General features: G+C 30.5%; 10 protein-coding genes. 6 read left to right on the top strand and 4 right to left on the bottom strand.

Annotated features, from left to right (window positions below; genetic code table 11):
* Window positions 1–2 precede the first annotated feature (2 nt).
* Window positions 3–611: an FAD-dependent oxidoreductase gene (locus OLM55_RS04000; protein WP_264560132.1), complete on the top strand. Its 609-nt coding sequence runs from the start codon at window positions 3–5 to the stop codon at window positions 609–611.
* Between the two features lie 2 nt (window positions 612–613).
* Here the strand turns inward: OLM55_RS04000 and OLM55_RS03995 are convergent, their stop codons facing one another.
* The 3 genes from OLM55_RS03995 to OLM55_RS03985 are packed head-to-tail and all read right to left on the bottom strand — an operon-like array spanning window position 614 to window position 3,210.
* Window positions 614–2,182 (bottom strand): S41 family peptidase, encoded by a 1,569-nt coding sequence (locus OLM55_RS03995; protein WP_264560131.1) that lies wholly within the window; start codon window positions 2,180–2,182, stop codon window positions 614–616.
* A 6-nt stretch (window positions 2,183–2,188) separates the two neighbouring features.
* A complete protein-coding gene (locus OLM55_RS03990) occupies window positions 2,189–2,617 on the bottom strand; it encodes a deoxycytidylate deaminase (protein ID WP_264560130.1) in 429 nt (142 codons plus the stop codon).
* Window positions 2,617–3,210 (bottom strand): HupE/UreJ family protein, encoded by a 594-nt coding sequence (locus tag OLM55_RS03985; protein WP_264560129.1) that lies wholly within the window; start codon window positions 3,208–3,210, stop codon window positions 2,617–2,619. Before OLM55_RS03985 ends, OLM55_RS03990 begins: the two co-directional genes overlap by 1 nt.
* 133 nt (window positions 3,211–3,343) lie before the next feature.
* On the opposite strand from OLM55_RS03985, the gene OLM55_RS03980 reads away from it, so the two are divergent.
* Window positions 3,344–3,775, top strand: coding sequence for a TerB family tellurite resistance protein (locus OLM55_RS03980; RefSeq protein WP_264560128.1), 432 nt, complete (start codon window positions 3,344–3,346; stop codon window positions 3,773–3,775).
* Window positions 3,776–3,818: 43 nt separating this feature from the next.
* Here OLM55_RS03980 and fbp read toward each other — a convergent pair whose 3' ends face one another.
* Window positions 3,819–4,823 (bottom strand): class 1 fructose-bisphosphatase, encoded by a 1,005-nt coding sequence (gene fbp, locus OLM55_RS03975; RefSeq protein WP_264560127.1) that lies wholly within the window; start codon window positions 4,821–4,823, stop codon window positions 3,819–3,821.
* Between the two features lie 121 nt (window positions 4,824–4,944).
* On the opposite strand from fbp, the gene OLM55_RS03970 reads away from it, so the two are divergent.
* The 4 genes from OLM55_RS03970 (at window position 4,945) to OLM55_RS03955 (ending at window position 13,753) form a co-directional block, all read left to right on the top strand.
* Window positions 4,945–5,418 carry a GNAT family N-acetyltransferase gene (locus tag OLM55_RS03970; protein WP_264560126.1) on the top strand — a complete coding sequence of 158 codons (474 nt, stop codon included), beginning with the start codon at window positions 4,945–4,947 and terminating at the stop codon, window positions 5,416–5,418.
* Window positions 5,419–5,455: 37 nt separating this feature from the next.
* Window positions 5,456–6,709, top strand: a complete 1,254-nt coding sequence (locus OLM55_RS03965; protein ID WP_264560125.1) for an aspartate kinase — start codon at window positions 5,456–5,458, stop codon at window positions 6,707–6,709.
* Window positions 6,710–6,781: 72 nt separating this feature from the next.
* Window positions 6,782–10,183, top strand: coding sequence for a hypothetical protein (locus tag OLM55_RS03960; RefSeq protein WP_264560124.1), 3,402 nt, complete (start codon window positions 6,782–6,784; stop codon window positions 10,181–10,183).
* Between the two features lie 66 nt (window positions 10,184–10,249).
* Entirely contained in the window at window positions 10,250–13,753 is a 3,504-nt protein-coding gene (locus tag OLM55_RS03955; protein ID WP_264560123.1) for a T9SS type B sorting domain-containing protein, read from the top strand.
* Window position 13,754: the final 1 nt, after the last annotated feature.

The following is a 13,754-nucleotide window of genomic DNA, read 5'->3' as shown; positions in this document are numbered from 1 at the left end:
TTATGTTCGATGCTTTAATTATTGGAGGAGGTGTTTCTTCAGTTTCATGTGCACTTGTATTAGGTTCGGCTCATAAAAAACCTTTTGCCGAAAATAAAAAAATTGGAGTTATTGTACATCAAAAGGCATCTTCTTTACAAAATGCCGTTTTTAATAACGCATATGGCATTCCAAAAGGCAAATTAGGATCAGAACTACTTACTGAAACTACTGAGCAATTAAAAGAATTGTATCCTCATGTTGTGCAAATTGAAGATGAAAAGGTTTTAAAAATTGAAAAACAAACTAAAGGTTTTTTAGTTGAAACCAATAAAAATAAATACACTTCAAAAATTGTTATTATAGGTATTGGAGCTGGTAATCCGTTTACCATTGAAGGCTTAGAGAACTACGTTATTCCTCATAAAAAACTTCCGCTAGAAAAAAACAGAATTCAGCTTAAAAATGAAGATCATTTTGTTGAAGAAGGTATTTATGTAATTGGTGTTTTAGCCGGACATAGAAGCCAACTTGCTATTGCATCAGGAAGTGGCGCAAGTGTAGCTACAGATGTATTAACGTTATGGAATGAAGGAAAACAAACTATGGTTCATGAAGCTGTGAATAAATAAAGTTATTTAATTTCCAACACCTTCTTTACCATTTCATCTTCATTTAAAATGATTTGGTAATACTCCTTTTCATCAAACAGTTGTTTGACAAATTCGGCAAATAAATAATTATTTACTTTTTCTTTTTCAGAAGAAAAGTTTAAAATAAATCCACTTTGTGCAACGTATTTTTTAAAACCTGATAAATACTTTTCATTATTCAGTAACTCTTCTCTTAATTGTTCTTTTGTTAATTTATTAAAAAAGTTTCTATCATTGTCTATTTGTTCAAAAACATAATAACTTAACAATCCAGATTGCATTATCATGAGAGTAACATCATCCATGTTTTTAGCTTGAAAAGGCACAAAAATATCAGGAGATATTCCGCCTCCGCCGTAAACGATTCTTCCTTTTTTGGTTTTAAACTTTAAACTGTCGGCTACCTTAATTGTGTCTGCTTCATATAATTCTCCGCTTTCAAAACGCTTTTCAAACTCATTAAAATATTGCGCTCCTTTGTCTGCATAAGGTTTTTGTATAGAACGACCAGAAGGCGTGTAATATCTTGCAACCGTTAATCTAACAGCAGATCCATCTCCTAAAGGCATTTCTCTTTGCACCAATCCTTTTCCAAAAGATCTTCTACCTACAATTGTTCCTCTATCGTTATCTTGAACCGCACCTGCTAAAATTTCACTTGCTGAAGCGCTATTTTCATTAATTAGAATATAGACTTTTCCGTTTTCAAAATCTCCTTTATTAGTTGCTAATGTTTTGTCTATATTACCTTTTTTATTTTTCGTTTTAACTATTAATACATTTTCTTTTAAAATTTCATCAGCAATTTGATTGGCAATTTCTAAATAACCGCCTCCGTTATCTCTTAAATCGATAATTAATTCATTCATGCCTTGTTTTTTCAAATCTAAAAGTGCTTTATGGAATTCGGTATAAGTAGTTTCTGCAAATCGGTTTATTTTAATGTAACCTTTCTTGTTATTAACCATTAAGGCTACATCAACGCTTTTTATTGGAACAACTCCCCTAGTTACAGTAAATTTAAATTTTTTATTGACTGATTTTCTATAAACTAAAAGTTCAATTTTTGAATTCTCTTGCCCTTTTAACTTAGCTAATAAAGTATCGTTTGTAATATTTTTATCGAACAATTGCGTTTTACCTGCAAATAAAATTCGGTCACCCGCTAAAATTCCTGCTTTTTCTGAAGGACCATTAGGTATTGGTTTAATAACAGCTAATGAATCTTTATACATATAAAAATTTACTCCAATCCCTACGAAGTCACCTTTCATGCTTTCGTTTACAAATTGAAGTTCGTTTTTAGCAATATAAACTGAATGTGGGTCTAAATTTTCAAGAATTCCATTTACGGTTAAATCTACTATAGAATCAGTATTGATTTCATCAACATATTCTCTTTCGATAAAATCTATGAGTTTATTAAGCTTATGTTTATATGTGTTTTTACCAGAAAGTTCAGGAGAATTATTCAAGTTATTACCCAAAAGCAATCCAAAAGCAACTGCCATTGCAATTATGATGGGAAAATAAATCTTATTAACTTTCATGTGTAATTATTTACTTAAGTCTGGAAACAATTCTACTTCTACTCCTGCTTTTCTTAAAAAATCTACACCTGAAGTATCTTTATATTCTTCGTGATAAACGACTCTTTTTATTCCGGATTGATGGATTAACTTACTACAATCTTTACAAGGAGAAAGAGTAATATATAACGTAGCGTTTTCACATGATTGTGTAGAACGTGCAACTTTTGAAATCGCATTTGCTTCTGCATGTAAAACATACCATTTTGTAAGATTGTCTTCATCTTCACAGCAATTTTCAAATCCAGAAGGTGTTCCATTGTAACCATCAGAAATAATCATTCTGTCTTTTACAATAATGGCTCCAACTTGTTTTCTTTTACAATAAGACAACTGTCCCCATTCTTTAGCAATTCTCAAATAAGCTTTGTCGTATTTTGATTTTTTCTCTGACATTATCTGTTCCAAATTTCATTTTCAATTAACATTGGCAAAACTAAACCAATTATAAAAGCTGACAATACTAATGCCCAATCTCTTTTAGAAAATCTAAAAAATGTTTGCGCTATGTAACTAATTACAAGAACTACAAATACTACAATTATTTGTGAAGCTTCTATTCCTAATGCAAATTCTAATAACGGTAATAATTTATCAGCTGCGCTTCCTGGCAAAATAGAATTAAAATAATTTGAAAAACCTAATCCATGAATTATTCCAAAAAACAAAGTAACAACAGCAACAAAAGAAATGCTTTCTTTTCTTGATGATTTTCCGGCGGTAAAAAGATGAAATACAGCGGTAATTAGTATCGTAATGGGAATTAAAAACTCAACATATTTTGGAGCAATAACTACTGTTCCAAAAACAGACAATATTAATGATAATGTATGTCCTAATGTAAAAAGAGAAACCAATAAAAAAATACGTTTCCAGTCCTTAAAAGCATAAGGAACCATTAAAGCAATTAAAAACATTACATGATCATAAGCATGAATGTCTAATACATGATCGAGACCTAATTTAAAATAAAGCCAGAATTGGGACATGAGTAAGTGTATTTTGATTTATTCAAACTTACAATTTATTTTATAATTTATTAAACGCTTTAATAAAACCTTGCAATTTTTTTCTAAAAAATGAAATATAAAGTATATTTGCATAACATTAATACATATAGCTATGTCATTTTCAGATTTATTTGATAACGAATTTAAAAACAGAAATAAAAGTCATTTTTCTGCAATTGTTAGAGTTGCTTTGTCTGACGGAGAATTGTCTTCAGAAGAAAGAGAATTTTTAGACAAATTAGCAATTAGACTTGATATTTCAAAAACAGAATATGAAGAGATTTTAGAAAACCCTTCAAAATATCCTATTAACCCTCCAGTTTTATATACTCAAAGATTAGAGAGATTGTATGATTTAGCTAGAATGGTTTATGCTGATCATGTTTTGGGACCAAAACAAAAACAAATTTTAACTCGCCTTTCATTAGGTTTAGGATTTACACCAAGTAATGTTGAATACATTGTGAATAAAGCGCTTTCATTATTAGTTCTAAATGTAGATTTAGATACTTTTATGTATGAAATGCAACACATGAATAAATAAAAAAAAGAAAAGCCCTTCATTTAATTGTGAAGGGCTTTTATTATTATGAATTCTTCATGAATTCTTCGGCTTTTTCTACCATATTAAAACTTCCACAAAAGAACGGAACTCTTTGATGTAATTCTGTAGGTTGAATTTCCATAATTCTATTATAACCATCAGATGCTTTTCCACCTGCTTGTTCTGCTAAAAATGCCATAGGATTACATTCATATAACAATCTTAGTTTACCTTTTGGAGCTTTAGAACTTGTTGGATAAATATAAATTCCTCCTTTAATCATATTTCTGTGAAAATCAGAAACCAAACTTCCAATATATCTAGATGTATAAGGACGATCGCCTTCTTCTGCTTGACAATATTTTAAATAATTTTTAACTCCTTGAGGAAAATGAATATAATTCCCTTCGTTTATTGAATAAATGTGTCCGTCTTTAGAAAATTGCATATTGGGATGCGATAAGTAAAATGTTCCAATAGCGGGATTTAATGTAAATCCATTAACACCGTGACCTGTTGTATAAACAATCATGGTAGATGTCCCATAAATAACATAACCCGCAGCAACTTGTTGTGTACCGGGTTGTAAAAAATCGGCTTCTGTTACTGGAGTGCCTACTGGGGAAACTCTTCTATACACTGAAAATATTGTCCCCACTGAAACATTTACATCAATATTTGAAGAACCATCTAAAGGATCCATTAAAACAACATATTTATTATTATGACTGTTATCTGAACCTGCAACAGTAATGAAATCGTCATTTTCTTCGGAAGCAATTCCACAAACAATTTCTCTATTAATTAAAGTTTGAATAAACACTTCATTTGCATAAACATCTAACTTCTGTTGATCTTCTCCTTGAATATTTTGTTCTCCAGCAGCACCAACAATATCTACTAATCCTGCTTTGTTTACTTTATAATTGACAACTTTTGCTGCCAAACGAATAGAGTTAATTATTCTCGATAATTCTCCAGTTGAATATTGAAATGAGGTTTGATTTTCAATAATAAATTCGCCTAAAGTGGTATTTCTTTCTTCCATTAGTACTATGTGTTGTTGTGTTATGCTACAAATATCGTGTTTTTTGTGAAATGAGTAAATTATTTCGGTATATGTTTATCAGAATCTTATTTTTGTACATCATAAATAAATCTTTACCCAAATGATTATTCGAAAAGGAGAACCAAAAGACATGCAAGCTGTTTTAGATTTAATCATAGAACTTGCAATATTTGAAAAAGAACCCGATGCAGTTGTGGTTACTGTAGAGGATTTAATTCGCGATGGTTTTTCTGAACAACCGCTTTTTCATACTTTTGTTGCTGAAAGAGATAATGAAATTATTGGAATTGCTCTTTATTATTATCGATATTCTACTTGGAAAGGAAAAACTATTCATTTAGAAGATTTAGTGGTTAAAGAATCAGCTCGTGGAACTGGTGCTGGCATTGCTTTGTATAGCGAAATAATTAAACAGGGTAAAAAAGACAATGTGCGAAGAATTGAATGGAATGTTTTAGATTGGAATACAAATGCAATAGAGTTCTATAAAAAATCAGGTGCAAAAATATTAGAAGATTGGTATGTAGTACAAATGGATGAAGCAGGTATTGAATCTTTTGTAAAAAATAACTAGAGGATAAGATTATTTCGTTCCTCGTAATGACATAAAAATGAAAATATTTAAATTTGGTGGAGCTTCTGTAAAAGATGCTGATGGAGTAAAAAACGTATTGAATGTAATGCAGCAAGTAGGGCATGAAAATGTCTTAGTGATTATTTCTGCAATGGGAAAAACCACTAATGCTTTTGAAGAAGTAATTAAAAATTATTTCGAAAAATCTCCAGCTTTACAATCGTCTATTCAAGAAGTAAAAAAATACCACAATCAAATTTTATTAGATTTATTTGATGATGAAGAGCACGACGTTTTTTATACGGTAAACAGTCATTTTGAAGATTTAGAATATTTTATTAGGAGTAACAAATCGCCAAACTACAATTTTGTATACGATCAAATTGTAAGTTTTGGAGAACTTTTATCAACAACAATTGTTAGTGCTTATTTTAACGAAAACGGATTGTATAACAATTGGATTGATGTGCGTAATCTTATTAAAACAGATAACACATACAGAGATGCAAATGTAGACTGGGAAGCCACTCAAAAAAGAATTACAAAAAACATAAAAAAGAACACTTTAAACATTACACAAGGTTTTATAGGCGCAGATGACAATAACTTTACAACTACTTTAGGACGTGAAGGTTCCGATTATTCTGCAGCAATTTTTGCTTATTGTATAGGTGCAGAAAGTGTTACTATTTGGAAAGATGTACCAGGAGTTTTAAATGCTGACCCAAGATATTTTGAAAATGCTCTTTTATTGAATCAAATTTCATATAGAGAAGCAATTGAATTGGCTTTTTATGGAGCAAGTGTTATTCACCCAAAAACATTACAACCGCTTCAAAAAAAAGAAATTCCTTTATACGTAAAGTCATTTATTAACCCGCTTTTAGCAGGAACAAGTGTTTCTCGTGGAGCCGATTTAGAACCGCACATTCCTTGCTATATTGTTAAAAAAGGACAATTGTTACTTTCGCTTTCTTCGTTAGATTTTTCATTTATTATGGAAGAGCATATCAGCGAAATTTTTGCGCTATTTCACCAACATAAATTAAAAGTAAATCTAATTCAAAATTCGGCCATTAGTTTTTCCGTTTGTATTGAAGACAAATTCAATAATTTTATGGAAGTGAAAAATATTTTGGCTAAAAAGTTCAAAGTAACATTCAACGAGAATGTATCGCTTTACACGATTAGACATTTTGACGAAAACGTAAAAGAAATTGTAGAAAACAATAAAACGGTTTTGCTAAAACAAATTTCAAGAGAAACCATGCAAATTGTAACGAAAGAGTAGTTTATTTTACTTAATTGACTAAAGAATTAGGCTTATAAATACTACTTTTGAAAAATAAGAGTTATAGTATTTATGGCACAAAGGTGGATTTTATGGGTTTTTCTGTTTTTTGTTTCTGGCATATTTGCTCAAGAAATAGAAACCCCTTATAAATCTAAAAAAATAGCCGTTTCAAAAGACACAATTTTTATTGAAAAAGTAAGTATTAACCAGGCTTTCTTTAAAATTTTAGACAAAAGTGGAAACCCTATTGATTCTACAAATTATGAAATAGATTTTAGGAAAAGTACGTTAATTTTTAAAGATAATTTTAATTCGAATGATTCACTGACTGTTCGCTATTTAAAATTTCCAGAATTTTTAACCAAAACTTATTCGATTTACGATGATGACAAAGTCGTTTCAAACGAAGCGGGAAAACTTTACACCATAAAAAACGAAACAAAAAATAATTTTAAACCTTTTGATGGCCTAACCACTTCTGGAAGTATTTCTCGAGGAATTACTGTTGGGAACAATCAAAACACGGTAGTAAATTCAAATTTAGATTTACAGATTACAGGAAAAATTTCAGATAAAGTAAATCTTAGAGCTTCTATTCAAGACAGTAATATTCCATTACAAGATGGTGGATATTCCCAAAAATTAGATGAGTTTGATCAAATTTTCATTGAATTATTTTCAGATAATTGGAACATAAGAGCAGGTGATTTATTTTTAGAAAACAGGCAATCTCAATTTTTAAATTTCAACAAAAAAGTTCAAGGTCTTTCTACACATTTCACTTTGGGCACACCCGAAAAAAAGACCGAAATTTTTGCCTCAGCAGCATTAGTACGTGGTCAATATGCAAGAAGTACGTTTACTGGTCAAGAAGGAAATCAAGGTCCGTATAAATTAAAAGGGAATAATGGCGAATTATATGTTTTAGTAATTTCAGGTTCTGAACGTGTTTATGTAAACGGAATTTTACTAGAACGCGGAGAAAACAACGATTATATAATTGATTATAATGCAGGCGAAGTCATTTTTAATTCGGTTTTTCCTATCACTTCTGAAATGCGTATTAATATAGAATATCAATATACCGATAGAAATTTTACGCGTTTTGTAACCTACGGAGGAATAACGCACGAACAAGAAAAGTTTAAAATTGGTGGTTTTATTTATTCTGAAAACGATGTAAAAAACCAACCTTTACAACAAAATTTATCGACGGAACAAGTTGATATTTTGCAAGATGCTGGTGACGACAGTGCTTTAATGACAGCTCCTTCTGCTTATTTAGATTCGTATTCTGATAATAAAATTTTATACAAAAAAGAGTTTATTGGAGCTGTCGAAGCCTTTGTTTTTTCTAATGATGAAACAGATGAATTATATAACGTACGATTTACTTTCGTAGGAAACAATCTTGGAAATTACATTTTAAGTAACAGCAATACAATTGGAAAAATTTACGAATATGTGGCTCCGGTTGCTGGAATTCCTCAAGGAAATTTTGAACCAACTATTCCGTTAATTGCACCTACAAAAATTCAAATTGCAACTGTTTTAGGAAGTTACACGCCTTCTGATAAAACAAATGTTGATTTTGAAGTTGCAGTGAGTAATAATGATAAAAATTTATATTCTAATATAGACGATAATGACAATAAAGGAATAGCAGGAAAACTAAATGCTAATCAACGAATTTTTACTGGGAAAATAGATATTGATGCTTTTGCAAATATTCAGTTTATTCAAAAAGATTTTAGAAGCATTGAACGTTTATTTACTATTGAATTCAATAGAGATTGGAATTTAACAAATCCATTGGGCAACCAAAGTTTAATTACTAACGGATTAAATTTTAATTTAAAAGAAAATGGTTTTGTAAAATATCAATTTGAAAAGTTAGATTTCTCAGAAACTTTTTCAGGAAACAAACATCAATTATCTGCAATAGTAAAACGTAAAAAAAGCGTTTTAAATACCGAAACTAGTATTTTAAAAAGTGATGGTTCTTATGCTAAATCAAATTTCTTTAGAACACAAAATCAACTGAAATATCATTTCTACAAAAACTGGATTGGTGGAAGTTTCAGACATGAAAACAATAAAGAAACCTTAACAAGTACAAATGCATTAAGTAATTTAAGTCAGCGTTTTTCTGAAGTTGGAGCTTTTGTAGGTCGTGGCGATTCTACTAAAGTTTTTATAGAACTTGGTTACTTAAACAGAGTGAATGATAGTTTACAAAGCGGCTTTTTAAAAAGAGTAAATCAGTCTAATTCTTATTATTTAAAATCGCAATTAATTAAAAACGAACAAAGTAATTTAAGTGTTTTTGTTAATTATAGAAATTTAAAATTTGATGATTCAGCAAAGGAAAATGAACCGTCATTAAATTCGAGAATTTTATACAACACTAACTTATTCAAACAATTAGTTCAACTAACAACTGTTTACGAAACCACATCTGGAACAATTGCACAACAAGAATTTACATATTTAGAAGTAGAGCCAGGACAAGGAGTTTATGCTTGGAATGATTATAATAATAACGGAATTCAGGAACTTCAAGAATTTGAAATTGCTCCATTTCCAGATCAAGCAAAATATGTTAGGGTCTTTTTACCTAATCAAGTTTTTGTCAAAACCAATAAAAATAAGTTTTCTCAGTCAATTATATTTAATGGTTTAGTCTGGCAAAATGAAACTGGTTTTAAAAAGGTTATATCTCACTTTTATAACCAAACTTCATTATTAGTAGAACGAAAAAACATTCGAAGTTCAAATGAATTTAATCTTAATCCGTTTGAAGGTTCAAGTGAAAATGTATTAGGACAAAACAATTCTTTTAGAAATAACTTATATTTTAATAGAGGAAAACAAAAACATTCAACCACTTATTCTTATTTAACCAATTCTGTTAAAAATCTATTAAGTATCGGTTCACAAGAAAACAATTTGCGTTCTCATCAATTGCAATATATGCATTTATTAAAAAAGAGTTGGTTGTTACAATTAAACAGTTCAATAGGAACTTCAGAGAGTATCTCAGATAATTATGCCACACGTAATTATTTTATAAACAGCTATGAATTGGCTCCAAAAATCTCTTATTTGTTTTCAAAAAACGCAAGTTTAGATGTATTTTACGAATTCAAAAATCAAGAAAACACTATTAATTTAATGGAAAAAGCTACTCAAAATAAATTTGGAACATCTTTTACATTTAATAGTGAAAAAGGATTTTCAATAAATGGAGAATACGCTTATTATGATAATAATTTTACTGGAAATGAAACATCACCTGTAGGATTTCAAATGCTAAAAGGATTACAAAACGGAAAAAACGGGGTTTGGCGTTTACTTTTACAAAAAAACATTACACAATATTTAGATGTAAATGTTAATTATCAAGGAAGGAAATCAGAAACAAGTAACACAATTCATATAGGAAGCATTCAATTAAGAGCATATTTTTAGTTAATTATTTAGAATTATTCTAATAATCTAATTAATTTTACATTTTTATACAAAAAACAGTCCAAAATGAAGCGTTTTCTAATTATTACTATATTATTTATTACTAACTTAACTGTTGCACAGTTGAGTAACAGACATTGGTTGCCACCATTGCATGCTAATGAAGAATCCGATTCAAATTTAATTTTAGATCATTACTTATATTTATCTACCCCTGAAGTAACATCTTTTCAAGTAATTGTAAAAAATGGAGCTGGAATTCCTATTTCTGGTTCGCCATTTACTATTTCACAAGGAAATCCTGTGAGAATTCAAATTGGAGCAGGACAGCCTTCTACAATGTTTTTAGACAAGATAGATGTTGGAAGTGTTAAATCTGACAAAGGTTTAATTTTAGAAGCTCCATTTGATTTTTATGCTAGTTTTAGAGTACGATCTGCAAATCATGCCGAATTTTTATCATCAAAAGGAGAAACTGGTGCAGGAACTGTTTTTAGGTTAGGTAGCCTACCTCAGTCAGATTTTGGAACTATCCGAAATTTTGTTTCTAGTTTTATGGCTACTGAAGATAATACAACGGTAAATCTAAGTGATTATGATCCTAATATTTCATTTATAATTGGCAATACTACTCAAGTTTTAGCAAATCAAAATTTTACATTAAACCAAGGACAAAGTGTTGTAATATCAGGGTATGCAAATACAACTGAAAATTTAGCCGGTTTTGTAGGTGCGTTATTAACTTCCGACAAACCAATTGTTGTTAATACGGGGAATTTAGCAGGCGGATTATCTCCTGCAAATCAAGGTCAGGATTTTAATTTAGATCAAATAGTACCCTTATCGCAAGTAGGTACAGAATATGTTATTGTAAAAGGTAGTGAAAATGATGAATCAGAATTTCCATTAGTAATAGCACATGTAAACAATACAGAAATTTTTGTAAATGGAAGCACAACACCATTAGTAACTCTAAATGCTGGTGAATATTTTTTAATCCCTCCTTCAAATTATAATGGAGCATCGGGTAATAGAAATATGTACATAAGAAGTAATGAAAAAATATTCTTATATCAAATAATTTCTGGAAGTAATTCAAGTAATGCTACTTCTGGGTTTTATTTTATTCCGCCATTAAGTTGTTTTTGGCAAAAAAGCGTAGATTTAATACCTTCATTTAATAGTATTGGAGGAACAAATTATTCTGGAAGCATTATAATTGCAGCTGAAACTGGATCCCAAATAAACATAAACAATATACCAACTACAGCTTCTCCAATTACGGTTGCTGGAAACCCAAATTGGGTTTCATATAAAATTACTGGATTAAATGGAAATGTAAAAGTAGAATCTACAGGAGCATTAGCTGTTGGGGTATATGGATTTAGTGGTAACGCTGGTTATGGAGGTTATTTTTCAGGTTTTGGAAACGTCCCAAATGATTCTCAAACTGTTATATGCACAGGCAATATTGTAAACCTTTTCGACAGAATACCAGGTAATCCAGATACTGGCGGTACATGGACACTTCCAGATGCTACAACATTTACAGGCACATTAATGTTTGACCCCGCAACTAGTCAAGTTGGGGTTTATACTTATACATTTACAAAAACATGTGATGGTATTAGTAGGAGTTATCCTATTTTATTAGATGTCTCAATACAACAAGGTCCTTACGCGGGAGCTAATTCAACTCAATCATATTGTACAACAGATGCAATAACCGATTTATTTAGCTTGCTTGGAACTGGTGTTACAACTGGTGGAAACTGGACTTTTAATGGTGTTGCTAGAGCAAATGGAAGTTTAGACCCATCGACAGATGTATCAGGAAATTATACTTATACAATCCCTGCAAGTGGTGTCTGTGATGCAACTTCTGCTACAATTACTATAACTGTAAATCAAACACCTTCAATTGTTGCAGTTTCTGATTATGAAGAATGCGATAATACTTTAGTTGATAGTGACGATACAAATGGACAAACGGTCTTTTCATTAACTACTAAAAATAGTGATGTATTAAATGGTCAAACAGGTATTAATGTTACATATCATGATTTAGAATCTCAAGCTATTGCAGGAACAAATGCAATTACAACCATTCATACAGCAAATAGAATTATTTATGTTCGCTTAACAAACACTTCAACTAATTGTTACGCTACAACTTCATTTAATTTGGTTGTAAACCCAAAACCTGTCGCTGTTAGTGAAATTTTTCTAAAACAATGTGATGATGATACTGATGCTAGTACAAACTTTAATTTAACTGATGCTAACGATTTTATTTCAACAGATACTAGCTTAATCTTTACTTATCATAACTCACAATCTGGAGCAAACAATAACAATGATTTAATTGCTAATGAGTTGAATCATATTGCATCAAACGGAAGTGTTATTTGGGTAAGAAGCGAAACGCCTAAAGGGTGTTACAGGGTAACTAAAGTTAATTTAGTAGTGTCTACAACTCAAATTCCTGCTTCGTTTAACCCAGCTCCATTAGAAGAGTGTGATGATTATGTAGACGCAACTAATTTAGCAAATGATGGTTTTGACAATTTTGATATTGAAACTGCCTTTACTCAATTAATTAAAAATGTATTCCCTGTTGGACAAAGACCTTTTCTTGAAATATCATATTACGAGTCTTACGATGATGCATTGTTAATTGTGAATCCAATTACTAATTCAACTGATTATAGAAATATAACGGCAAATGCTCAGCCTATTTGGGCAAGAGTAGACAGTAGTTTAAATACTGATAGTGGTTGTAAGGGTATTAAAGAGCTTCGACTTGTTGTAAACCCTTTACCAGATGTGGATTTAGGTGTAAACTTTACCCTTTGTGTTGATCCTGTAACAGGAATAGGTTCTGAAATTGTAGATGCTACACCCGCAACTCCTGGAAATTATCAATATGTATGGACTCCTTCCAACCCTAATGTTGATGCATTAGGAAATGAAAGTGCTCAATTTGATATTACACAAGCTGGTACTTTTTCAGTAATTGTTTCTAATTCTACTACAGGTTGTCAAAATTTCGACAGTATAACAGCAGACTTTTCTTCTGAACCTGCTACATTTACCGCTAATGTGATAACTCCAGCTTTTTCCACAGGCTTAACAACAATTGAATGCATTGCTACTGGTGGTTTTGGTACATATGAGTATAGTCTAAACCTTATTGATTGGCAAACTAGCCCAATATTTACAGATTTACCAAATGGAACTTACACCGCATATGTAAGAGATATTCAAGGCTGTGATATATTGTCAGTTCCTAATCTATTTGCAATAACTTATCCTAACTTTTTTACTCCAAATGGAGATGGGTATCATGATACATGGAATATAACTGATTTAGATGATACTTATAATGCTAATATTTTTATCTACGATAGATATGGAAAATTATTAAAGCAAATTACTCCTAATGGCCAAGGGTGGAATGGAACTTTTAATGGACAGCCATTACCATCAACAGATTATTGGTTTAGAATTGAATATACAGAAAGTAACGTGAGAAAAGAATTTAAATCACATTTTAGTTTAATTAGATAAG

Origin of the sequence: Flavobacterium sp. N2270, assembly GCF_025947225.1 — a bacterium.
In the GTDB taxonomy this organism is placed as follows: domain Bacteria; phylum Bacteroidota; class Bacteroidia; order Flavobacteriales; family Flavobacteriaceae; genus Flavobacterium.
Note: the sequence above shows the minus strand (reverse complement) of the source record. Positions and strands in the feature narration are given on the sequence as shown.

What these genes read in the sequence shown, in the direction of transcription:
- OLM55_RS04000 (WP_264560132.1), top strand. Translation starts at nt 3, where the DNA reads ATGTTCGATGCTTTAATTATTGGAGGAGGTGTTTCTTCAGTTTCATGT.
- OLM55_RS03995 (WP_264560131.1), bottom strand. Translation starts at nt 2,182, where the DNA reads ATGAAAGTTAATAAGATTTATTTTCCCATCATAATTGCAATGGCAGTT.
- OLM55_RS03990 (WP_264560130.1), bottom strand. Translation starts at nt 2,617, where the DNA reads ATGTCAGAGAAAAAATCAAAATACGACAAAGCTTATTTGAGAATTGCT.
- OLM55_RS03985 (WP_264560129.1), bottom strand. Translation starts at nt 3,210, where the DNA reads ATGTCCCAATTCTGGCTTTATTTTAAATTAGGTCTCGATCATGTATTA.
- OLM55_RS03980 (WP_264560128.1), top strand. Translation starts at nt 3,344, where the DNA reads ATGTCATTTTCAGATTTATTTGATAACGAATTTAAAAACAGAAATAAA.
- fbp (WP_264560127.1), bottom strand. Translation starts at nt 4,823, where the DNA reads ATGGAAGAAAGAAATACCACTTTAGGCGAATTTATTATTGAAAATCAA.
- OLM55_RS03970 (WP_264560126.1), top strand. Translation starts at nt 4,945, where the DNA reads ATGATTATTCGAAAAGGAGAACCAAAAGACATGCAAGCTGTTTTAGAT.
- OLM55_RS03965 (WP_264560125.1), top strand. Translation starts at nt 5,456, where the DNA reads ATGAAAATATTTAAATTTGGTGGAGCTTCTGTAAAAGATGCTGATGGA.
- OLM55_RS03960 (WP_264560124.1), top strand. Translation starts at nt 6,782, where the DNA reads ATGGCACAAAGGTGGATTTTATGGGTTTTTCTGTTTTTTGTTTCTGGC.
- OLM55_RS03955 (WP_264560123.1), top strand. Translation starts at nt 10,250, where the DNA reads ATGAAGCGTTTTCTAATTATTACTATATTATTTATTACTAACTTAACT.